Raw genomic sequence first — 23,771 nt, forward strand, 5'->3', positions numbered from 1 at the left:
TTTATAAAAATGAAAACTACATTGATAGTAGTTCAAAGGGCAATAATTAGCGAATATCCAAGGGAATAAATATAGATTTTACATTTTTGTTGGATAACAAAATATAAGCTCGTAGAACCAAAAAGCGCGGTGTTAACCGCGCTTATTTAATTAAATTGAATACGTTGTAGAAGCCGTGTCACCGCCTCGACCTGTCCAATTTGTATGGAAAAACTCACCGCGAGGTTTATCATTTCGTTCATACGTATGAGCACCAAAATAATCTCTTTGGGCCTGCAGTAAATTAGCCGGTAAGTTTGCTGTTCTGTAACCGTCAAAATAGCTTAATGCAGATGACATGCATGGCAATGAAACGCCACTCATTGCCGCGGTTGCAACAACCTTTCTCCACCCTTTTTGAGCGTCTTTAACAACTTGATTAAAATAATCGTCAACTAATAAGTTTTCAATATTTTCATCCTTGTCGTAGGCCGCTTTAATATTGTCCAAGAAAACTGAGCGGATTATACAACCACCACGCCACATCAAAGCGATTGCGCCATAGTTCAATTGATAGTTGTATTCTGTTGATGCTTGTTTCATCAATGCAAAACCTTGAGCATAAGATACAATTTTAGACGCCAATAATGCATCTTTTAGTGCATCTATGATTTCTTGTTTATCGCCATCAAATTCTTCAGTGATCCCTTCAATTAGACCTGACGCGGCAACACGCTCTGGTTTAATTGCAGATAAGCAACGAGCAAATACCGCTTCACCGATTAGAGTTAACGGCGTACCTAAATGAAGTGCTGTAACGCCAGTCCATTTACCAGTCCCTTTTTGGCCTGCTGTATCTAAAATTTTGTCGATAAGCGGCGAACCATCAGCTTCTTTATAAGCCAATATATCCGCAGTAATTTCAATTAAGTAACTGCTAAGTTCTGTTTCATTCCACTGCACAAAAACACGTTGTATTTCATCAGCAGACATTTTAAGTAAGTCGCGCATAATTAAATAGGCTTCACAAATTAACTGCATGTCACCATATTCAATGCCATTGTGAACCATTTTAACAAAGTGCCCTGCACCGCCATTACCCACCCAATCACAGCAAGGTACATCGCCTTCAACTTTCGCACTAATACCTTGGAAGATAGGTTTTAATGTTGGCCACGCCTCTGGTGCACCACCTTAGCATAATAGATGGACCTAACAAGGCACCTTCTTCACCACCTGAAACACCTGAACCTACATAAAGAATGCCGCGGGCTTTAAGTTCAGATGTACGACGATCTGAATCTTCAAACTGGGTATTCCCACCATCAATAATAATATCACCCGCTTCTAACAATGGGGCAATTTGCTCAATCATAGCGTCAACAACTTGGCCTGCCTTAACCATTAACATTACTTTTCTTGGTGACTCTAACGAATCAACAAGTTCTTGCAACGAAAATGCGCCACGAATGGATTTACCTTCCGCACGACCGTTTATAAAGCTTTCGACTTTGTCTGTCGAACGGTTATACGCCGTTACTGTAAAGCCTTTACTTGCCATATTCAGGATCAGATTTTCGCCCATTACCGCTAAACCGACGACTCCGATATCAGATTTTGATTTCATGGTTTTATTTTTCCTGTTTGTAGAATATTGCCAATCGTGCGTTTGTAATTAGCTTCGATAAATTTATCCACTAAAAATAGCAATCCTTTGTATTAAAACGAGTTTAAGACCGGAAAACGATGACAATATGCAAAATTTTATATAACTAAAATATTAACTAATCCGAGCTTTATATAACGCTTTTAGAATTTCAGCAAATAAAGAAATGGAATAGAACAGTCACCGACAAGCATAACTTAGTCTAATTATTCATCTTTACCCTAATAAAACAGCAAAAATTCGCTCTTTGCCCCATAAACGAGCCAAATTAATTTACCAATATTCAAATATACAAATTAACTAAACCAAATCATTAATTCTTATAACGAAATACATGGATCTGCCAATGCCATTTTATGGCAGCTAGACGAAGAATAAAGACCGTAGAAAAACCTAATGCAACCGCAATCCCCGGAATAAAATGCAGCGCTAGGACATAAATTGACGCTCCAATAATGCAGCACATTGCATACAATTCCTTTTGTAAGATCATCGGAACTCGGTTCGCCAGCACATCGCGTAACATTCCACCAAAACATCCTGTCATCATCCCCATGATAATTGCAGTGATATCTGAGACGCCATACGACAACGCTTTTTCAGTGCCCATTACGACAAAAAGCGCTAAGCCAAGAGCATCGGCAAATTCAAGAGACTTTGCGGGAAGTTTCTGCGTTTGATTGATCCAAATAACGGCCCCAAAACTCGCGACAAAAATCACATAAAAATAGTTTGCATCTGTTAGCCAAAACACTGGAGCATCCAGTAATAAATCTCTAATTGTGCCACCGCCTATGGCGGTTACTGCTGCAAGCACAAGCACTCCTACTCCATCCATTTTGCGTTTAAATGCCAATATCGCCCCTGAAATGGCAAACACACCGCAACCGATTAAATCAAATGTATAGAGCCAATCCATTTAACCTTCCTCTTCCTACAAATTTAAAATTTACCAAACCATGATATCAAACATAAAAAACCAACATATCTAATGTTGGTTTTTGCAGACAAATCCGTACTTACGCTGACTTACTAATAAGTCATATCGTTTTTATAATCCAAGTACGACTTTTTCCGATTTTAATGATCGTGCGATAAACAATACAATCAATACCGTCGCAATAACAGTTACAATTGAGCCGCCAATAAACGGCAAATAGCTCTCAAGTTCACCACGGATCATTTGGCTAATTGCTTGTTGCTGCGCCACAATTGGCACATAGCTTAATGCCATGTGTTTATAGTTGCTAAACTCCAGGGCCATTGGAACAACAACCGGAATGATAATGGTATATTGAATATAAGACTGTGCTTCTTTAAACGACTTCGCATGAAATGCGGTAAGCAATTGAAAAGCTGCCGCAAAAACGCTAATGGTAATAATAACAACCAAATAGTAAACGCAAGTCCGGCATCAAAGTGAAATGCCATTCCCAGCTTATGGAGCGGTATAAATGGTATGACCAATGCCGTTAAGCCAACACTCAATGTGCCGCCGGCAACGCCAAATAAACCTGTATTAAGTGTTTTAGCCGCAACTACCTGCAATGTCGTCACCGGTTGCATCAATAATAATTCCAACGAATTACGCTCGCGCTCACCTGCGCTGCTGTCAATCGCCGTATTAGTTGATGAAACAAATACTGCAACTAAAATCATAATGCCTAACATGCCTAACAGAAGTGCAGATTTAGAACTTGGCGAACTTGTATCATTTTCTTCAACATGTATCGCATTTAATATATCTGGCGATATGCCTCGGGACATTAACTTCATCCCGACTAACTGACTTTGGTAGCCTTGGATAACTCTTTGAATACGTCTGACTCGGTCATTCGTTTCTTTTTAGAGTAATCTGCCGTTAATTTAATCTCCGCCGTTTTACCTAGCTCTAAACGTGTGGCAAAGTCTTCATCAAATTCGATGGTAATTTTTGAATGTTCGACAGACTCTCCATCCAATTCAAAAGTTTTACCTTGTTCTGGGGTAACGGCATGGAAAATTTGCCGCTGATTTAACAACTCAACGATATGTGGTGCCTGCGCTTCATTTACGATCTCTACATACAAATCGTCCACACTGCGAGCTTTATCAAGCATAAACGTCATCATGCCGGCAAAAAATATCGGGCTAAACAAGGCTCCGGCCATTGCGGCAAATACCGCACGTTTATCTCTGACTGAATCTTTAAACTCTTTTTTAAATAATGAAAAAATCATGCTGCAATTCCCTCATCGCTACCAATTAGACTCACAAACGCTTCCTCTAATGTTGACTCACCCGTCATCTCACAGAGCTCCTGTGGTGTACCAACGGCCGCAACCTGACCGTTCGCAACAACAATAACTTTGTCACATAGTGCTGCAACTTCTTGCATGACATGGGATGAAAACAAAATGCACTTACCTTGCTTTTTAAGGTCTAACAATACATCTCTTAAAATACGTGTACTCATAACATCCAAACCACGAGTCGGTTCATCTAAAATGAGATTTTTAGGCTGATGTACTAAGGCTTGCGCGAGCACGACTTTCATCCGTTGACCCTGCGAAAACCCAGCACATTTACGGTCGGCAATATCTTCAATACCTAGTTGGGTAATGATGCTACTCAATGCATCTTCCAATTTTTGACCTTTAAGGCCGTGTAACTCTGCAAAATAACTGATCTGTTCTCTTGCGGTTAAACGTTCGTATAATCCAAACTTGTCTGGAAAAATACCGATTTGACGACGTGCGCTGATTGGGTCCACTTGGCTGTCGATTGAATTAATCAACCCTTGGCCTTCTTCAGCTTTTAACAACCCATATAACACGCGAAGAGCGGTCGTTTTACCCGCGCCATTTGGTCCCAAAATACCGGTAATCTGACCATCTTCTGCTGAAAAACTCATGTTGTTTAAAGCGTTTATATCACCAAAATGTTTTACTAAATCTTTAACTTCTAACATCCCTATCTCCTAGTGCAGTTGATTCATGTCAGTAAAAAACATCATAGGTACTGATTTATCAGCACAGCTATAATCCAAGTCATCAAATTTTCCAACGCTAATAAACGCAGAGATAAGAGATGTACATTGCCTAATGGAAGCAACATGAGCGCCGTTTTTGATTTCGACATGTTTTGCATTTGGTAAATTTTTCAATGCCATTTCGCCATAGGCCGGCGGCGTTACGGGGTCATAACTACCAGAAAACAGTAAGACGGGTACATCGGCTGTTACAGGTTCAGCAAAATCGACCGGTGCTGGCCATTTCGGCCAATATTGACAAACATCGGTAAAATTAGAATGCCCTAATTTACCATTAAAGTAGTTGTCTGCATCTGCATCAAAGGCTTCTGTCTTCCCTCTTGGAATATCTTCATTACACAAAATATTCATTGTTAAACCTGGATACATCCCACCAGCGGAACGCTCTGAGTCGACAGTACGACCAATAAAGGCTGTAAGAAAACGTAGGTCGCCATTAGCCGCTCGATTTATCATGTAAGGCAACATCTGTCTTGAACCTAAGTCATACAAAGTGCTACGCATTGCTTCAGTAACTTTGTTTTTAGATAAAATGGCTTCAACAGGCTTCCCCGTTGCCGGATGAAACGTTTTATGCTTAATAGGTCCTTTGTCTAACTGTGCAACTAAGGATAGATAGTCTTGTTTTAAATTTGGGAACGCTGTTTGGCATTTTTCATTCGTTGAGCAATCAGCTAACAACATGTCAAATGCGCGTTCAGAGGTTTTACCAAACATCCCAATGACAAGTTCCATTGGCGCATTACTGTCCAATATTGCTGTCTCTATTGATTGTGGGAATAATTTTAGATAGGCAAACCCCGCTCGTGTGCCGTATGACCCGCCAAGTAAATGAACTTTGTCAAATCCTAGCGCCTCACGCACTGCTTCAAAATCTTTTATCGAATCATATGTGTTGTAACTTGGCAGATGTCGTGGTGGCATTTCTTTCAGACATTTTTCGACGTCTTTTTGAATACTAATGGCACTGTCATCTAAAGCCAATGCGTCTATTAAATCGTCGTCACAACTTAATGGATTCGACTTCCCTGTGCCACGTTGATCAATAAACAATATGTCATGTTGTTGACGGGTATCACTCAAGAAACGATCGATTGCCGGGGCTAACTCAGTAGCTGCTTGTCCAGGGCCACCAGCAAGAAACATAAGAGGATACTCTTTACTTTCCTCTTTGAACTTAGGCAATAAAACAATGTTAAGCACAACTTTATTTGTTTCAGACATCGGCTTACTGCGGTCTTCTGCCACATCTAAGGTGCCACATTTAGCTTTGCTTTTAATTTTAGGGACAAAACAATCAACTAACGTTAATGTTGCATCGGATGGCGCTGCATATGTTTTGGTGTTAACTCCAAGCGCAGTGCAAACTAAGATTAACCAACCAAAATTGGTGATTTTCATTTTTTGACTCCATGTTCTCTATATATTTGAACGATTTATAACTGGACACTTTAACTAGGTTAGTCGACTTTACAAAGAAAAAGTTAAGTTTGCTTGCCACTTAATTGGCAACAAGATGTTACGGCCAATTTAAATAACGACCTATATATTTATTTTTCACATTCAAAAAAATTATTTAAGTTCGTGTTCAATTGTTGACTTAAATGCAACATATTCATCGTTTAACTCTTGCATCAACTCTAGGCAATTTGAAATATCAGTTGACCCAGATGCCAGTTCCAGTTTAAAGCAAATTGCATTTAATTTATTAGCGCCAATATTACTCGCCGCACCTTTTAATGCGTGGCAAACATGGCTTATTTGAATAAAGTCTTTTTGCTCCAATAATTCAAACAAACCTTCAATATCGAGACGAGTTTGCTCAATAAACAAAGCCAATAACTCTTTAAGCAATGTTTCTTCACCCATCACCCGTGCCAACGCACTTTCTTTATCAAAACGTTTAGTGTCTTGGTTTTCAATGTCATTATCTTCAATAGTTTTTAGAGTCGGCTTACTTGGTACAGTTGAATTACGTAGCACCTCAGACAAGGTTGAAAATAATTTCTTGGCTACAATAGGTTTGGTCAAATATTCGTTCATGCCGACATCAATACATTTTGTTCGCTCACCCGACATTGCGTTCGCGGTTAAGGCAACAATTGGGACTTCAGCGAATTCGAGTCCTGCTTCACCAGAACGGATCCGACTTGTTGATTCATAACCATCCATTTCTGGCATCTGGCAATCCATAAGAATTAGATCAATCTTCAGTCCTTCACTACGCAACCTATTGAGGACATTAATCGCATCGAGTCCGTTGACTGCCGTTTGGACCTTCGCTTTCACTATTTTCAAAAGGTGACTCGCAATTTCGACATTGATATTATTATCGTCAACAACTAAAACGTGTTTCCCTGCTAAAACTGGAAAGTCTAAAGTGTTTTCGTGAGTCGCTTTCTCAGGGGAATGGAATATATCTCGAAATTTGTGGTCAGTATCAAATAGCTCAATAAACGAAATCAATTTAGTTGGTCGTCCGAGATAACCAAATACCCCATCTATTTGTGTATTTGGTTCTGAATGTTTGGATAAAACAATACACTTCGCAAGCTTGCTTGGTGCTTTAATCACCTCGGCATACTTAGAGTGTTGTTTATCCACAATATAGTAGTCAGGATCCTGACTTTCAGTTGAGCTCGGTTCTCCGTTTGCCCTGTTGTCAACATTAATACGACTATCTAGCTCATCAGTCATGTCGCTTAAAACGGAACCGCCTAACATAGTGACAATGTTACGCCATTTGTTAGTAAAAAATTGATGACTTAAATCAACTCTAAATGATTTGCCCGACAAAAGTGCAATATCCGGTAATTTATGACTACTAGCGACAGCCGATGAAATATAAAAACGGAATGTACTGCCTTTGTCTTTTGTCGATTCAAACGTTACTTCCCCCCAATAATTGGCAAAGTCGATGACTAATTGAAAGACCTAATCCCGTCCCACCTATATGGTTTGACTTCACATGCTCAGATTGCATAAATGCTTGGAACAATTGTGACTGTGCTTCTTCATCAATCCCAATTCCAGTGTCGGTGATATCTACAATCAATCTAATTTCATTATTAATTTCTTCCGTTTTCGCAGTTATATAGACGCCACCGTTAACAGTAAATTTCACCGCATTATCGAGTAGATTATTAAATATCTGCGTAAATCGACTTTCATCACAATACAATTCGTTATACTTAACGCCAGTAACGTCGACGCCTAATTCGAGTTCCTTTTTATGAGCCTGCGGTGAAAACGCATTTACAACTTCTTCAATAGTTTGAATCGGATTAAAGCTATCCATTTTTAGCTCAAGTTTTCGCGCTTCGATTTTTGATAAATCCAAAACGTCGCTGATCAAATTGGATAAGGATTTTGCACTGGTTTCCATCATCGTCAGTAAAATTTTAACTTTACTGGTGTGTTTTTCCCTCATCACCAAATTTAACGCGCCCAATATACCGTTTAGGGGTTCGCATTTCGTGACTGATGTTTGATACAAAGGCACTTTTTATTGACGATGCATCTACTGCTTTCTTTCGTTCATTTTCTAGTTCCTGTGTGCGCGCTTGTATTTGTTCTTCTAACGAGGCATTGATCTTTTTAACTTCAACTTCAAATGTTTTCTGAGCCGAAATATCTTGAATAAACAACGCTCGACCAAGCAAGTTTTTACCTTCAGTTAAGATAGGCGACGTAGCTATGCGCAGCGTTACTCCTTCAACCTCAATGACAGTATGGGAAACTCCGTTGTTAATTTTGGTCACCAATTGCAATTCATTGATCATGTCTGAATTAACATCTTTAAGATCGGTGAGCTTCAACTCACCGCTAACATGCCTTAAGTCTTTAAAAAAGTATGTTGCCGCGTAGTTGAAACTAATAATATTAAGTTTGGTATCTATCGCAATAATGCCATCTGACGCTCCTTGGAAAATAGCTTCAAATTCGGTACGCGTTTTTTCAAAGCGGCAACGTTGCGAAGATAAAACCAAAAATCAAACTTGTGATAACAAATACCAACAAAACAACAACTAAATACAACAATTGAGACTGTCTATTGGTCGTCAGGGTATGACTATATGATGTCTCACTCAGATAGTTTACAAAAGTAAATTGAGTTGCCCCACCGTAGACCTTAGGAGAAATATGCACCTCTGTCGCGGCACCGTAATATAAACGATTCGATGATAACTCTCTGTAAGAGTAAAAACGAGGATCTGCCATGGGCTTATTTCATAACGGTTTTGCCAGTTTAGAGTAGGATTTAAATCTTTAGAAAATGCATATTCTTGTTGGACATGTGTAACGATATTCCCGACTTCATCTAACAATGAAAATTGCGCACCTTTGTTTTGACTTATTGCGTGTAATTCAGAAAAAAGTTCAACGGGTGAAACGTTAATTACTAATATGGCAAATTTGCTATTTTTTTCATCATAGAGCGGCGTAGAAAATCGAATTGTTGGTCTAATTGGGAATTCAATAGCCCCATTTTCTCGATTCAAATTAATTTCTGAAATATAAATTCCACGTTCTGCCAGTTTATTTGTTTCAACAAAATAATCAGTCTCGCGCTTGTTTTGTAATTTAGCGCCTTTAACCTCAATAATTTTATTATTATATTTGTCAACTCTGACGAGTTCATCACCACTATGTGCGTCAATCATTCTGACTTGAAAAACATTTGAATAATTATTTATCAAAGATGTAAATATTTTACCGAGATGAGACTTGAAAATATTGACGTCGTTACCGCTATCAGGGTCGACTCCGTTGTTTTCTATGGCCCGATGAATACCTAAAACTGGCGGCATATCTGCTAAAAACTGTAAGTGTTTATTATTGGTATCAATAAATCGGGTCAAGGTATTTCGTTGTTCTTTAACCACTTCTTGTAATGACGAAGCAAGGTTGTCATTTGTTAATCGAATTTGCTTCTCGTCTTGAGCATCAATGACAAATAATACAACACCTAAAAAATGACAAATACGAAAGGCAATTGCATATTTTTTAAGAATGACATTTGACTAAAAATCATGATTTCCCTTTCAAGCGACTGCGCTTTGCTTGTGCATTAAATAAACATTGCCAAATATTGACGTTAAATTAGTGCTATTTGTCGCATTAAGCCATCAACAAGTACGTTATTACAAGTTATATGAAACGAATATATTTTCAATTATTTTTTAGATATAGCGGGCTATTCGACTTACCACAATCGGTAGATGTAAATTAAATTATGTTTACAGATCTAGTTGGTTATATTAACTGTAGAGTTTTACTATTCTGTGTCATTAATCCAATTTCTAGTCGTAATTTAGCGTTTAATGACAACAATTTTTACCGGTAAATGGTCAAACTAAAGAACAGATAAAACAGTTTGTTTTACCTGTTCAACGAAATTGGTATTAACATTGATTTACAAGGCGTAATGAGAACTCGTTTAGTGAATTGAGATCAACTCTCTTTAGGGGTTGTAGTAGGGATTTCTGGTTCTTTCTCAGTTACCGTGGTTTCAGCTTCTGCAGCGGTTGTTGATTCAACATCGCGCTCATCAAGTATGGATACCTGTAACAATGCTTCAATAACATCTTCCAATGTAACAATCCCTTGCACCTCACCGTATTCGTCCACAACCAAAGAAATATGCGCTCTTTGTGTCAGCAATTTGTTGAATAGCAAAGGCAAACTTAGAGTTTGTGAAACCGTTAAAATTGACGTTACCAGTTTTGATATTCGGTAGTCAGGTTTTACTCGGCTATTTGCTAACATAACATCGGTTTTTAAAACGTAACCAATAATGTCATCTGGGTCTTTATCAAACACAAGGATTCTGGAGTAAGGAACTGAGCCGTGTAATTTGCAATATTCTTCTACTGTTGTGTCTTTGTGTAATTTAAATAACAGAGATCTTGGTGTCATGACTTTTCTTATTGTTAAATCTCTAAAATTTAACAAACTTTGAATTATGTCGGACTCTCCTTTATGCAGTGCCCCAGCTTGCAAACCAAGCTTGGCCATCGCTTCAATTTCAGAACGCATATAAAGACTCTCGTCATTATCCTGTTTAAATAACTTGGTAACAAGTTCTGACATCCAAACAAAGGGTTTGAGTAACCAAACTAAATTAACTAAAACTAAACTCACCGTCGGTGCCAATTGTCGCCAATAATTTGCCCCAACAGTTTTAGGAATAATTTCAGAAAAGACCAAAACAAATAGGGTCATAATTGCGGATGCGATACCAATCGCAGAGTCGCCATATAAATGAGATGCTTGGGCCCCGACCCCTGCTGCGCCTGCGGTGTGGGCAATAGTGTTTAAGGTTAAAATTGCAGATAGAGGTTTATCTACATGCTGATTTAGATTATTCATTCGCTTTGCAATTTTAGGATTTTGGAAAGACGCAATATAAGCTGGTGTAATACTAAGTAAAACAGCTTCCATAATCGAACAAATAAACGAGACCACAATTGCAATCGTTGCAAACAACAATAACAAAAACATTAAACACTCCTTTGTACAGGTTAATAAGGGCGAATTTTATTCCCCAACGATATTCACAATTGATCTTCACTACTACATCTTCACTACTACATATATAGGTCAAGTTTTTCAAGTTTCAATTGCTGCGTCGTTGATTAATTGCGAAACCTAATAAAAGGGATTGGATTTGTCAGCAAGTCAAAATTGGCCAATGCAAATACCCAAGTAAAACTATGGTTTTTTATTCTAAATAAACTAATACTTACCCAATTATTTCTTAAATATGTACCAATCGGTATTTAAATACAAAAAGAAAGGTAAAATAAGCGTTAAATCGCAACTTTAACGTGCTTAACTACATATTTAGATCATCTAAGTATTGCTATTATAATTCCAAATAGCGGATTGTATTTCCACTTTAATGTTGAATATAAATTTATAGGTAAAAAAATGTTTAAAACTCCGGTTACTTGGATTGTACTGTTATTAGTTGGCATGCTGGCATATGTGTATTGGCCGGCAACAGCTTTATCCAACAGCAATAACGGAAGTGGTCAAGCGGCGGTCGTTGAAACGGCGCTCGTCTCCAAAACATTGCTAAAAGATGAAATCATCGCATTAGGCACAACACAGGCCAATGAATCCATTATTTTAACATCGCAAAGCACCGACCGAGTAAAAGCGGTGCATTTTGAAGACGGTGATACTGTTGTTAAAGGTCAACTTATAACGACCTTAGAACATGGTGAAGAACTTGCAAACTTAAAAGAGTTAGAAATTAAGCTAGCAGAACAAACTCGCCAATTGCAGCGTTTATTAGACATCGAAAAAAGCAGTGCACCGGCAGAAAGTGCAATAGACAGCCAAAAAGCATGATGGAAACAACCTCTGCGCAATTGTCTGTTGCTGAAATCAAGTTATCTGAGAAATTTATCTACGCGCCATTTGACGGCAAATTAGGCTTACGCGAAATTAGCCCAGGGCAATTATTAACAACCGATACTGAAATCACAACATTGGACGACCTAACGCAAATTAAGGTTGAGTTTCAGTTACCTGAACGTTTTTTAAATCGTGTCGCAGTTGGACAACCCGTATTTGCCACAAATATAGCTTATGGAAAGCCTTTCAACGGCAAAATTTCAAGTATTGCCTCACGTTTAGACAAAGCAACACGTTCGTTTAAAGTCCGAGCGTTATTTCCAAATAAAGAAGAAAAACTTCGTGCAGGTATGTTATTGCAACTATCAGTTGAAACAAAATCGATAGAATCGATAACCGTTCCTGAATCGTCAATTATTCCAATAAACGAAGCCCACTACGTATACAAAGTTATTGATAATGTTGTACATCGCACATTAGTTGAAACCGGCCGCAGAAAACTAAGGCGTTGTAGAAATTTTGTCTGGATTAGAAGTGGGTGAAACTGTTATTTCTAAAGGCGTGATAAAAGTTCGAGACGGTGCACAGGTAACCACTATAAAACCGGCAGTTAAGGGGTAAGTTATGTTGCTATCCGATATTTCAGTTAAGCGCCCCGTCTTTGCGACGGTTGTTAATATGCTGCTGGTGACCTTTGGTATTGTTGCTTTTTTATGCTGTCGTTACGTCAATATCCAGATATCGATCCGCCAATTGTTTCGGTGAGTACATCTTATCCTTAGCGCATCGTCTGAAATAATTGAAAGTAAAATAACACAAATACTGGAAAGCCGTATTTCTGGGATTGAAGGGATTAAAAATATCAATTCAACATCTCGTAATGGTCGCTCTCAGATCACTATAGAATTTAAAACAACACGTAATATTGACTCAGCGGCGAATGACGTTCGTGAACGTGTTTCCCGAGCACTTAACAACCTCCCTGACCAAGCGTTACCGCCGGAAGTATTTAAAGCTAACGACGACGAAGACGTAATTGCCTTAGTTTGTTATGAATTCAACCACTATGAACAACTTAGAATTAACTGACTACGCCAAACGATACGTGGTTGACCGTATCGCAATTGTTGATGGCGTTGCGCGGGTTCGCTTAGGTGGAGGCCGTGATTATTCGATGAAAGTTTGGTTAGACCGAGACGCAATGGCAGCGCGAAATGTCACCGTTGCAGATATTGAGAACACACTTCGAAAAGAAAACGTAGAACTGCCTGCCGGCGAAGTTAAATCCACAGACCGAACCTTTAATGTTCGAATCGAGCGCTCTTATAAAACACCAGAGCAGTATAAGACCTTAGTGGTTGGTCGCGGCGATGATGGTTATCTTATTCGATTAGGTGATGTCACTGAGGTTGAACTGACCGCAGAAGATGACGAAAATGCTTTCCGTGGTAATGGCAAAGACATGGTTGGTTTAGGCATAATCAAACAATCTAAAGCAAATACCTTAGATGTAGTGCGTGACGCCCGAGCAGCATTAAAACAGTTACAGGAAACATTACCGGAAGGCACACAAATTTCCGACTCCTACGACTCTTCCGTTTTTATCGCCAAATCTATCGAAGAAGTATACAGCACGCTCGCAATAGCCATTGCTCTAGTTGTTCTGGTTATCTATTTGTTTTTGGGGGATGTGCGAGCCACATTTATCCCAGCGATAACCGTTCCAGTCGCCTTAGTTGCCACATTTACCGTGTTGTTAATGCTAGACTTTTCAATCAATTTATTAACGCTGTTGGCATTGGTCTTGGCTATTGGACTGGTTGTTGATGACTCTATTGTTGTCCTAGAAAATATCTATCGCCGAATTGAATCCGGAGAGTCCCCTCTACTCGCAGCCTATAACGGCGCAAGAGAAGTCGGTTTTGCCGTAATAGCAACAACCTTAGTATTGGTTTCAGTATTTATTCCATTGGTCTTTTTGGAGGGGATATTGGCCGGCTTTTTGTCGAATTTGCCATTACCGTCGCCGCTGCGGTGATATTCTCCAGTATCGCAGCACTCACCCTATCGCCGATGTTATGTTCGAAAATACTGCGACGTAAAAAGCGTGCGTCTAAGTTTGGCCGTTGGCTCGACAATGGTTTTTCTAAATTAGAGAACCGCTACGAAAACCAACTCAACTCGACTGTGAGCAACAAGTTTGGGTTGTTAGTGATCATGTCGTTAGCAATTGCAATTATGGTTGGCTTATTCCAAACGATCCCTCAAGAGCTGGCACCAAAAGAAGACAGAGGCAACTTTTTTGTCATGGTTCGTGGAGCTGAAGGCGCAAGTTACGAAAACAACCTAAAAAATACGGAATTAGTTGAAGAACGCTTACTGGCCTATTACGACCGTGGCGACTTAAATCGAGTAATCGTCAGAACCCCGGGTTTTGGTGGCAGTGCAGGTATCGCAATTATCGGCATGCCTGATTGGGAAGAGCGCACTAAATCGACCAGCCAAGTCATGAACGAAATTTCTCAGGAATTACAAGGTTTAACCGATATTAGAGCCTTTGCTATGATGCGAAGCGGCTTAGGTGGGCGCGGTTTAGGCAGTCCTGTTCAGTTTGTTATTCAAGGCGATACCTACGATGAACTCGCTAAATGGCGCGACATCATCTTAGCGGAAGCACGTAAAACCCAAATTTACTGCGTCTTGACAGTGACTATAAAGAGACCTTGCCGCAGTTGTTGATCAACATAAACACTGAACGTGCATCAGACTTAGGGGTTTCAGTATCTGACATCGGTAGTACCTTAGAAGCAATGTTAGGTCAGCGCAGAGCAACAACCTACATTGAACGCGGCGAAGAGTATAATGTACTGCTTGAAGGACGTGACGAAGCCTTTAATAGCCCGTCAGACCTTGACGGCTTATATGTACGTTCTGCAACAACACAGCAACTGATCCCACTATCGAATTTAGTTGAAGTAAATGAAGAAGCAACCGCGAGTCAGTTAAACCGATATAACCGTATGCGCTCAATAACAATTGAGGCCAATTTGGCTGACGGTTATACCCTTGGCCAAGCGCTCGACTTCTTAAATAAAGTGGTTAAAGACAATATCACGGGTAGCGTAAATATCGATTACAAAGGGCAGTCGTCGTTGTTTAAAGAATCTGGCAGCTCTATCGCTTTTGTTATGTTAATGGCGATGGTAGTCACTTATTTAATATTAGCCGCGCAATTTGAAAGCTTTATTCACCCATTAGTTATTATGTTGGCGGTTCCATTGGCCGCACTGGGTGCAATGTTGGGGCTCAAATTCACCGGAATGACACTTAACATATACAGTCAAATAGGTCTCGTAATGTTGATAGGGTTAGCCGCCAAAAATGGAATTTTGATAGTTGAGTTTACCAACCAACTGCGAGACAAAGGTGGTGTATTTAAAGAGTCTCTTATCCAAGCATCAAAACAACGTCTTAGACCTATTATCATGACGTCTTTTTCAACAATTATGAGTGCGGTACCACTAATGGTCGCCTCAGGAGCGGGTGCTGAGAGCCGTTCTGTTATTGGTGTGGTGATATTCTTTGGCGTTGCATTTTCAACCATCTTGACATTATACGTAATCCCGATGGCCTATTATTGGATTGCGAAAAATACCGGTTCACCATTGGCAATTAGTAACGAAATAAAACGACAAGAAGAGTTAAAAAAGTCCTAATACTCTCTAATAAAAAATTAAAAAGGAGCTGAATTCAGCTCCTTTTTGTATCTACGTCTCGCCTATTATTTGGAGGTTAAAATTTAGCGGTTAAAATTTGTTAATTGTGTTGCGTCGTTTTATTTATTCTAACTTTAGCGTTTTGCCAATTAGACTGCTTTTCTCCGCTAACTCAAGTATTTTGAGCACATTGACCACGCCTTCTGGATGAACAGGGTTGTCGCCACCGACTCTAATCGCGTTTGCAATGCCTGTATAATATCGTTGGTAACAGCCCACTTTCGTTGAGATGACTTCGGTTGATTCTTCAGTATAAACACATCCAAACTGTTCTGGAGACTCAACCCCATAGTTGCTGTCTGTTGGTCTAAGACCATTTTTTAATTGCGCTTCTTGTGGATCAAAACCAGATTTAACAAAGCTCCCTTTGGTACCTTCAACACGAAAACGCTGATTTGGCGCAGCCGAAAACGAGCTACCATGTAATACGACTTCAAGGTTTTTATAGTGCAACAAAACGTGGAAGTAGTCCGTCGTTTTAGCCCCTCTCTAAGGCACAAACAACGAGCTGTCAGCGCGTTCGGTAATCCAAAAAGGCTGATTGCTTGATCAACTAAATGAGCGCCTAAATCAAACCATATGCCCGCTCCCGGCCCCGGCTGTTCTCGCCATCGTTGTCGCACCGTTGGTCGAAAACGGTCATAGCGAGATTCAAACAAACGAACATCTCCAACCTGCTCATTCGCAAGCAAGCTTTTAACGGTTAGAAAGTCGCCATCCCAACGTCTATTGTGAAAAACAGACAATAGTAAAGAACGAGATTTGGCGAGTTCAACAAGCGCTTCTGCTGCAATACTTGTGGTCACCATTGGTTTTTCAACAACAACATGAATTCCATTTTCCAAACAACACTTAGCCAATGCATAATGCACATCATTTGGTGCCGTTATTATGGCTAGTTCAATGTCACCATGAGTTATCAAGTCATAGGCCGACTCAAAAACGGTAACACCGGGAAAGGTCTGTTCAATCAAACTTTTCTGCGAGCTACTAATAACTGAAAATTCAAATAGATCGGAGGATTGGATCAGCGGAATGTGAAAGGTCTTAGCGGAATATCCATAACCAACAACACCAACTTTAATCATCTATAATTCACCTGTACATAATTATTCATAAATAAACCAACACAAATACAAGGTTAACATGCATGGCTTTTGAATTTTTATTAAAACATTACTCACTAGGAAAATAAGCTTAAAACTCTCCGCGTAAAAAACATGTGTTGTTATCGCAATTTATCGTCGCTTTTGTTATTTAATAAGATGAACAAAGGAATTAATATAATTGCTTAATCTACGTAAAAGGAAATTGATGGCACACTTTAAACCAAAACATATAGGCATAATCCTAGGTACATTTTATGGCATCCTTTTTAGAGTTGTTTTAGAATTTGACGCGCTTCAAAAATTCGGTGGTTTAGTCTCTTTATCCTTTTTATTTCTCGTGCCTTTTATTATTGGATTTATAAGAGTTCATTTTGAGTTAAATCAAAATAAGAATATTCGTTATCAGCAAATGGCCACTATTGCTTGGCAACCAATATTTATATGCCTTTTAGTCAGTGTCATCACATTATTGGAAGGCAGTATCTGTGTATTAATAGCGACACCTGCATTTATGTTTAGTGCGAGTTTAGGCGGTATGGCGGCGGGTTTTGTGCGACAAAAATTTCATCACCATAACAACACACTATCCTGCGTTGTTGTACTCCCGTTATTCATCGCCCCACTTGAAAATAATTACCTTAGTATGACCTCAACGTACGAAGTATCCAATTCGATAATTATAGATGCGTTCCCCAGTAAAATTTGGGCGAAATTAGGAAATGTAAACCACATTTTTCCAGACGAATTACCGTTTTCATTTACTGCTTTAATAGGAGTTCCATCGCCAATTTCTGCCGACATGTCCGGTCAAACCGTCGGCAGTGTAAGAACAAGCACTTGGGAAAAAACGTCGTTTTCAAAGAAGTGATCACTGAATGGACTGAAAATAAAAAAATGGCCTATCGGTTTGAAATAGATCCAGACTTGATCCCAAATGATGCGTTAGACAAACATGTCAAGATAGGTGGCGAATACTTTGCCCCGCTTACAGGTTTCTACCAGATTACGCCTTTACCCAATGGAAAAAGTCAATTAACACTATCGACAACCATAAGAGACAATACCAACTTCGGTATTTATTCAAGAATTTGGGGTGAATTTATATTTGGGGATTTTCACTCATCTTTATTAGAACTTATGAAAAGCCGCTCAGAAAAAGCACAGGTTAATTGATTTTAGAGTATTGATAACAGAAGTAATAAATTCGCTTTTGGCATTGCCAAAAAGGATATGTCGAATTCTATGGAGATACGATTGAATCTAAACGAATTAAACTTAATAGTCGAAGATGAAAAACAGAAAATAAGGAGGATGTCTTGAATAAAATAGGATTGGGTGGCAACTCCACCAGCCACATCCCGGCACACGAGTCACTAGCCTTGGCTGCTCCCTTCCGGGCCTGACCAAGTAAACCAGTTATCGTTGCGAGAGAACCAATGGAGTTACCATAACAACTTGCCTATCCAATTGTTAACATTGGTAAGCGGCGCGCATTATTACGTAATCCTGTGGAGGAATCAAGGGTAAGTTTATTAACTTATTCCTAAAACTTGGTTTGTCGTTTAACATATTAATTTCTATACTAAAAACAAATGGTTTGAAGGCTTAACTGTAAATGTTGTTTAAAGCGACGAAAAAACCCAAAACGTGTGCATTATTATTGACTGGCGGCGGTGCTCGTGCGGCCTATCAGGTCGGTGTGCTAAAAGCGATTTCATCGAAACTGCCCCGTAATCAAAAGTCGCCGTTTAAGGTAATATCCGGTACGTCTGCAGGTGCAATCAATGCAGTTTCAATGGCGTGTTATGCTTCGTGTTTTCACCTTGGGGTGAAAAAACTGAATGGGTATGGAAAAATTTTAGAACTGAACAAGTATATGCAAGCACATGGCGCGGGGTATTTGGGCATCTAGCATTAAATTACTTATCCAAATTTAGTAAAAAGGAAAACAACGAGCAACGAGTTTATTTGACAATCGCCCCTTACGAAACCTTTTACAAGAAGTCATTGACTATAAACGCATCGATCGAAATATTTTATCGGACCATTTAGATGCGGTATCTGTTGCTGCTTCGAGTTATAACAACGGCGACAGTATTGCGTTTTTTCAGTCAAGCTCGGCACAAGATTGGAGCCGCGCGAAACGTAAAGGTGTTAAAACTATGTTGTCGACTCGCCACTTAATGGCGTCGGCGGCCATTCCTTTGGTTTTTCCAAGTGTAAAAATAGACGAACATTATTATGGCGACGGTTCTATACATCAACTGTCGCCATTGAGTCCTTCAATTCATCTTGGCGCAGACAAAATTCTCATTATAGGTGTCGAGCATCCCGAAAAGGACGATGTTTTAGGCGACCCTGAGTTTTTTCCAAATTCGGCCACCATCACCGGGCACTTACTTGACACTGTTTTTACAGACTCTCTTAATTCAGATTTAGAGCGACTAAACAGAATTAACAGCACATTAGAACATGTTCCAGAAAGCAAAACAGACTTAAAGCCGGTCCATACGTTACTTATTAACCCATCTCGAAATTTTAGCCACATTGCGTCAAATTATTACGATCAAATCCCAAGTGCTATTCGCTTTTTACTTAAACTGATAGGCGTCAATCGAAATAGTGAATCGACATTAATGAGTTACATACTGTTCGAAAAGCCATTTACCAAAAAGTTGATTGAAATTGGCTATGAAGATGGTTTAGCAAGACTAGATGAAATCATGGCGTTTTTAGAACTTGAAGAAACGACACAAACAGATTAAGCGACCTGTGGGTCAGAGTCGCTGATTTGGATCGTAGATCCTACCGTTCATATGAATAATTCGAGTTAAATCCTTAACTAAATATTGCCGGAGTAATTACCCCGTCATCAAATAACGTTCTACTCGTTCTACTCTGCGAGGTTTACCTTTAATTACAATGATGTCCATTGCCTGAATAACGGTTTCAAGCGCTGGGCTTGATAATTCCTTGCCACCGCGTCTTAAACCAACAACTTCAACTCGTCGCTCTTCAATTTTTAACTCCGCCAATGATTTGTGCACGGCATACGCCTCGACAGGTATCGCAACGGCATGAATAAACTCCAATAAATCACGTCGATCTGCGCTTACTTCAGTGGTGTCACCTGGATAAAAACCATGTAATTCACCATATCGATTTTCGCGCTCTTTTCGTATACGGCGCAAGACTCTCGACATCGGTACACCGGATTCGAATAACACTTGCGACACCAACATCAAACTACCTTCGAGCGCTTCTGGTACGACTTGGTCCGCGCCATCATCAAGTATTGCTTTTAGATGTTCATCGGTTTTGGTCCTCACCATGATACGAGCGGTACTGCCCGACTCTTTTACATTTTGAATGACCATATGTGTTTTTGTAATATCACCAAACGTAACAACAACCAACTTAGCATTTTTGACACAGGCGGCTTCCAAAATGGCTTTATCCCTTGCGTGACCGAATTGTACGTTTTCTCCGGCCGCCTAGGCTTCTGCAACACGCACAGGGTCGACATCTAACGCAATGTATGGCACAGCTTCAGATCTTAAAAATCGGCTTACGGTCTGCCCCACACGGCCAAAACCACATATCACTACATGGTTTGCCATGTTTGTTTCAAATTGAACAAATGACTCTTCGACGTCATCTACTTCATGTTTACCAAGCACCCGGTCCACTTTATTAACAATGCTTTGGTGACGATTAATAATTGAAGGTGTTACCGCCATACTTAATACACCGATGGCAATCAAAGCCGATGATAAATCTGGTGTAAATAATTCAACTTGTTGCGCTAATGCGACAAGAACAAATCCAAACTCGCCCATTTGAAACAACATTAAGCCGGCCGACCAGCCATCTTTACGAGTTTCTCCGGCGAGTATAGCAAGTTGTTTGATGACCAGAGTTTTGACGATCAATAAGGTAAACAGTCCCGCTAAAATCCAAGGCCAGTGGCGTAAAATTACGGTAACGTCTAGCTCCATCCCAACGCTGATAAAAAACAGACCCATTAAGATATCTCGAAACGGGCGAATATCCGCTTCTAACTGATGTTTGTATTGGCTTTCACTTAACATCATGCCAGCTAAAAATGCACCCAAGGCCATCGATAGCCCAAAAAGCTGGTAAGTGTACCAGCCATTACAGTGACTAATATGGCAGTTAATACAAAGAGCTCGTCGGTTCTGACTTGAGCAACTTCGTTAAATACTTTTGGCAGAACCCATTTACCTACCGATAGCAAAATTGCGACAACAACAGCGCCTTTTGCTAACGCCAATAAAATGACCGTCGCCATATTTTCACTGCCGTCACCTGCCAATAACGGAATTGCGATTAAAAATGGTACTACGGCAATGTCTTGGAATAACAAAATACTAATGGCCACTTGGCCGCGTTTTGTCTGAGTAAGCCCTGTTTCATTTAGTGATTTAACGACAACTGCAGTTGATGACAAAGCAAAAATACTGCCGATGACAAAAGCGATACTCCATGAATGCGTATAAAAATACGAAGGCAACATGACTAACAAAAGAGTAATAATGACTTGCGCGCTGCCCACACCAAATACCAAATGGCGCATCGCGATGAGTTTAGGGACTGAGAATTCTAAGCCAAGTGAAAATAGCAAAAACATTATGCCTAGTTCTGCAACCAAGGCGACATCATGGGGATTTTCAAAAAGAGCAAAGATTTGAGGTCCGGCTACGACGCCCGCTACTAAATACGCCAATATTGGCGGCAATTTTATTCGTTTAAATAACCAAACCGTGAAAACGGAGATAAAAAGCAAAAAGACTAATTCGAGAAAAATCCCGTGGGCCATAACGTTTTAGTTCCTTAGTTGGCAAAAGCTTGCCGACAATATTTTGTCAGTTTAGCAGAGTAATATTACGTTTTTTTATTTTTCTTTACTTTTCATGTTATTACAAGCTTGGCATGAACTTCGCTTATTCCAATTAAGTTTATTTAATTCCGACATTAATCCAAAGGGGTCGCAGTGGACTATATAAGCCATCTGGATGTTTTAAACCCTGAAGCAAACGCTTCAATTATGGCTAGTTGGACAAATTTTTCCAAGGAGCGGGATAACAATACGTCGCTAATTGAGCAGTTGCAAACGACGTTGGATATTGAACAGTTATTAGCAATTTACTTAAACGCACTAGCCGGCGTCTATAAAGTAAATGCGATTCGATTAGAAACGTTCCAAAATACGTTCACAGCTGGAACGCCAAAAGTTGATTCACAAAAGTTAACATTGCCTATTCGTATCGACAATAAGCTAATGGGCAAAATAAGCTATTTCACCGACAAAAAGTGACCGACATCCTAATGTCGTCTCTTACAGGCTTTCAAAAGTCGTTAGTGTTTCCACTTAGAAACGCTTTGGCTTTCTGGCAGCTTCAACAAATGGCATTAAAAGATACATTAACAGGTGTTGGCAATCGCGCAATGTACAATGACGCAATTGCGCGCGCAATTCAATACGGAACTCGTTATAAAGAAGACTTCGTATTGATGATACTTGACTTGGACAACTTTAAAAATGTGAATGACAGTTATGGGCATCAAACCGGTGATGATATTTTGACGGGTTTCACCCAAGTTGTTTCCGAATGCCTTAGAGCTGAAGACCAAATGTTCCGCTTCGGTGGCGATGAGTTTGCCATTATTTTGGATAAACAGGGCCTTGATGCGGCAAAAATTGTTGCTTCACGTATCCACTTTGCCGTTTCGCAACAATCACAATTTATCAAGTATGGTGTAAGTACAAGTATAGGTTGTGCGTGTTTTAACGTTAACGATACGACTTTAACCCTTTTGCACGTGCAGATAAAGCATTGTACGCCGCAAAATATGCAGGTAAAAACTGCATGAAAACAGCTTAACAACGACTACCCCTAGGAGTTGCCCTTCGGGGCGCTCCGCCTAATACTTTTATTTAGCTAATAAAAATCCACTTAATGTTATTTAATCGTAACCGGTGACACGCCGGTTGCTTCAAGTTGACCCAATAATAACTTAGCTAAAGAAAGATAAGCTGGACCTGTTATTTCTCCCGTTACCGCGTCGGCATACTGATTATAGGAATAAGTGGTAATAACCGAGTCGGCATATTGACGATAATTTGAGGTTTCATACGGCATGCGTAAACTGACAAAAGAAATGTGCTTTTTATTCGATTGGGCGAAACTTAGCAGTCGTTGTAACTTTTCGTCCTGGATTCGCTTATTTTTAGTTAAATTGCCCAATAATTTTTTCAAACGAAGATAGTCATCCATCCCTCCCATTTCAGCTAAACTTTGTTGCGGCGTAACACTAGTAGCAACAATTGCATCGGCTAGCATAATTTTAGATTCGATTTGTTGTTGGTTTAACTCGTAATAAGGAGAACAGTCGACTTTAATCGTGTGACTTAATTTTCTAAACGCCGACAGCATGGCCGCACACTTATCATCGTCTGGCATAAATATCTGAAGCGTTTTAATTGACTTAGGCAATTCACCACTGCCCTGCAATAGCGTGATTGATGCGTCGGATAACACTTGTTCGTTATCTCTATGTTGCTGCCTACCAACGACCTTTTCAGCGGCATTAATTTTAGCACTTAAGGTTTTAGCACTCTCATTACGAGACGTCGTCAACATTTTTGACTTTAGTCTAGCAATTCGAGCATAGGAGTTTGAAATTTCTTGCTTATCCAAAACACCTGTTTCAACAGCGTTTGACAATTTATCCAACAAGTCATTTAGTTTTGATATTTCGTCTCGATTTCGTATTTTAATCGGCATTAACGCGATATCGGCCCCTGCCTTAAACGTTTCTAT

18 protein-coding genes, 1 other RNA gene and 6 pseudogenes are annotated in these 23,771 nt (G+C 39.7%); 8 read left to right on the plus strand and 17 right to left on the minus strand.

Annotated features, from left to right (window positions below; all coding sequences use genetic code 11):
* Positions 1 to 150: 150 nt before the first annotated feature.
* From gnd to PN838_RS06065, 12 genes and pseudogenes are all read right to left on the minus strand, one after another.
* A pseudogene (gene gnd, locus PN838_RS06010) lies at positions 151 to 1,606 on the minus strand (decarboxylating NADP(+)-dependent phosphogluconate dehydrogenase).
* A gap of 352 nt (positions 1,607 to 1,958) precedes the next feature.
* Positions 1,959 to 2,564 (minus strand): trimeric intracellular cation channel family protein, encoded by a 606-nt coding sequence (locus tag PN838_RS06015; RefSeq protein ID WP_215962265.1) that lies wholly within the window; start codon positions 2,562 to 2,564, stop codon positions 1,959 to 1,961.
* A 132-nt stretch (positions 2,565 to 2,696) separates the two neighbouring features.
* The gene (locus PN838_RS06020) at positions 2,697 to 3,038 is read right to left on the minus strand and encodes an ABC transporter permease family protein (RefSeq protein WP_272180027.1); all 342 of its coding nucleotides are present in this window, start codon (positions 3,036 to 3,038) and stop codon (positions 2,697 to 2,699) included.
* Between the two features lie 29 nt (positions 3,039 to 3,067).
* A pseudogene (locus tag PN838_RS27065) lies at positions 3,068 to 3,421 on the minus strand (ABC transporter permease subunit); the annotation flags it as partial.
* Positions 3,422 to 3,426: 5 nt separating this feature from the next.
* Positions 3,427 to 3,864: an ABC transporter permease family protein gene (locus tag PN838_RS06030; RefSeq protein ID WP_272180029.1), complete on the minus strand. Its 438-nt coding sequence runs from the start codon at positions 3,862 to 3,864 to the stop codon at positions 3,427 to 3,429.
* Positions 3,861 to 4,595, minus strand: coding sequence for an ABC transporter ATP-binding protein (locus tag PN838_RS06035; RefSeq protein WP_272180030.1), 735 nt, complete (start codon positions 4,593 to 4,595; stop codon positions 3,861 to 3,863). The genes PN838_RS06030 and PN838_RS06035 overlap by 4 nt, the downstream gene beginning before the upstream one ends.
* A gap of 9 nt (positions 4,596 to 4,604) precedes the next feature.
* On the minus strand, positions 4,605 to 6,077 hold the full coding sequence (locus PN838_RS06040; RefSeq protein WP_272180031.1) for an alpha/beta fold hydrolase: 1,473 nt from the start codon (positions 6,075 to 6,077) through the stop codon (positions 4,605 to 4,607).
* A gap of 171 nt (positions 6,078 to 6,248) precedes the next feature.
* A complete protein-coding gene (locus tag PN838_RS06045) occupies positions 6,249 to 7,472 on the minus strand; it encodes a response regulator (RefSeq protein ID WP_272180032.1) in 1,224 nt (407 codons plus the stop codon).
* 85 nt (positions 7,473 to 7,557) lie between these two features.
* Positions 7,558 to 8,106, minus strand: a complete 549-nt coding sequence (locus PN838_RS06050) for a sensor histidine kinase (RefSeq protein ID WP_272180033.1) — start codon at positions 8,104 to 8,106, stop codon at positions 7,558 to 7,560.
* Positions 8,084 to 8,665 carry a nitrogen regulation protein NR(II) gene (locus PN838_RS06055; RefSeq protein WP_272180034.1) on the minus strand — a complete coding sequence of 194 codons (582 nt, stop codon included), beginning with the start codon at positions 8,663 to 8,665 and terminating at the stop codon, positions 8,084 to 8,086. The genes PN838_RS06050 and PN838_RS06055 overlap by 23 nt, the downstream gene beginning before the upstream one ends.
* Before the next feature lie 108 nt (positions 8,666 to 8,773).
* Complete coding sequence (locus tag PN838_RS06060) at positions 8,774 to 9,562, minus strand: hypothetical protein (protein WP_272180035.1); 789 nt, start codon at positions 9,560 to 9,562, stop codon at positions 8,774 to 8,776.
* A 568-nt stretch (positions 9,563 to 10,130) separates the two neighbouring features.
* Positions 10,131 to 11,180 (minus strand): CNNM domain-containing protein, encoded by a 1,050-nt coding sequence (locus tag PN838_RS06065; RefSeq protein WP_272180036.1) that lies wholly within the window; start codon positions 11,178 to 11,180, stop codon positions 10,131 to 10,133.
* A 429-nt stretch (positions 11,181 to 11,609) separates the two neighbouring features.
* Here PN838_RS06065 and PN838_RS06070 point away from each other — a divergent pair, with 429 nt between their 5' ends.
* The 3 genes and pseudogenes from PN838_RS06070 to PN838_RS06080 all read left to right on the plus strand — a co-directional run bounded on the left by PN838_RS06070 (position 11,610) and on the right by PN838_RS06080 (position 15,757).
* Positions 11,610 to 12,035 carry an efflux RND transporter periplasmic adaptor subunit gene (locus tag PN838_RS06070; protein WP_272180037.1) on the plus strand — a complete coding sequence of 142 codons (426 nt, stop codon included), beginning with the start codon at positions 11,610 to 11,612 and terminating at the stop codon, positions 12,033 to 12,035.
* Positions 12,032 to 12,583: an efflux RND transporter periplasmic adaptor subunit gene (locus PN838_RS06075; protein ID WP_272180038.1), complete on the plus strand. Its 552-nt coding sequence runs from the start codon at positions 12,032 to 12,034 to the stop codon at positions 12,581 to 12,583. The genes PN838_RS06070 and PN838_RS06075 overlap by 4 nt, the downstream gene beginning before the upstream one ends.
* An 82-nt stretch (positions 12,584 to 12,665) precedes the next feature.
* Positions 12,666 to 15,757, plus strand: a pseudogene (locus PN838_RS06080) (efflux RND transporter permease subunit).
* A 123-nt stretch (positions 15,758 to 15,880) separates the two neighbouring features.
* Here PN838_RS06080 and PN838_RS06085 read toward each other — a convergent pair.
* Positions 15,881 to 16,273, minus strand: a complete 393-nt coding sequence (locus PN838_RS06085; protein WP_272180039.1) for a Gfo/Idh/MocA family oxidoreductase — start codon at positions 16,271 to 16,273, stop codon at positions 15,881 to 15,883.
* Between the two features lie 59 nt (positions 16,274 to 16,332).
* A pseudogene (locus PN838_RS06090) lies at positions 16,333 to 16,905 on the minus strand (Gfo/Idh/MocA family oxidoreductase); the annotation flags it as partial.
* Positions 16,906 to 17,131: 226 nt separating this feature from the next.
* Between PN838_RS06090 and PN838_RS06095 the strand changes: the two are divergent.
* Positions 17,132 to 17,794: a hypothetical protein gene (locus tag PN838_RS06095; protein WP_272180040.1), complete on the plus strand. Its 663-nt coding sequence runs from the start codon at positions 17,132 to 17,134 to the stop codon at positions 17,792 to 17,794.
* Complete coding sequence (locus PN838_RS06100) at positions 17,764 to 18,099, plus strand: hypothetical protein (protein ID WP_272180041.1); 336 nt, start codon at positions 17,764 to 17,766, stop codon at positions 18,097 to 18,099. Before PN838_RS06095 ends, PN838_RS06100 begins: the two co-directional genes overlap by 31 nt.
* A gap of 169 nt (positions 18,100 to 18,268) precedes the next feature.
* On the opposite strand, the gene ffs is transcribed toward PN838_RS06100, so the two are convergent.
* An RNA gene (gene ffs, locus PN838_RS06105) (signal recognition particle sRNA small type) lies at positions 18,269 to 18,365 on the minus strand.
* 176 nt (positions 18,366 to 18,541) lie between these two features.
* Here ffs and PN838_RS06110 point away from each other — a divergent pair.
* Positions 18,542 to 19,691, plus strand: a pseudogene (locus PN838_RS06110) (patatin-like phospholipase family protein).
* Between the two features lie 96 nt (positions 19,692 to 19,787).
* On the opposite strand, the pseudogene PN838_RS06115 reads toward PN838_RS06110, so the two are convergent.
* Positions 19,788 to 21,766, minus strand: a pseudogene (locus tag PN838_RS06115) (monovalent cation:proton antiporter family protein).
* 174 nt (positions 21,767 to 21,940) lie between these two features.
* On the opposite strand from PN838_RS06115, the gene PN838_RS06120 reads away from it, so the two are divergent.
* Both PN838_RS06120 and PN838_RS06125 read left to right on the plus strand, forming a co-directional pair.
* Positions 21,941 to 22,264, plus strand: a complete 324-nt coding sequence (locus PN838_RS06120; RefSeq protein ID WP_272180042.1) for a hypothetical protein — start codon at positions 21,941 to 21,943, stop codon at positions 22,262 to 22,264.
* An 11-nt stretch (positions 22,265 to 22,275) separates the two neighbouring features.
* Complete coding sequence (locus PN838_RS06125; protein WP_272180043.1) at positions 22,276 to 22,821, plus strand: GGDEF domain-containing protein; 546 nt, start codon at positions 22,276 to 22,278, stop codon at positions 22,819 to 22,821.
* A gap of 89 nt (positions 22,822 to 22,910) precedes the next feature.
* On the opposite strand, the gene PN838_RS26090 is transcribed toward PN838_RS06125, so the two are convergent.
* Entirely contained in the window at positions 22,911 to 23,735 is an 825-nt protein-coding gene (locus PN838_RS26090; RefSeq protein ID WP_334313292.1) for a hypothetical protein, read from the minus strand.
* Between the last annotated feature and the right edge of the window lie 36 nt (positions 23,736 to 23,771).

The organism is Psychrosphaera algicola (assembly GCF_028401425.1).
Taxonomy (GTDB): Bacteria; Pseudomonadota; Gammaproteobacteria; order Enterobacterales; family Alteromonadaceae; genus Psychrosphaera; species Psychrosphaera algicola.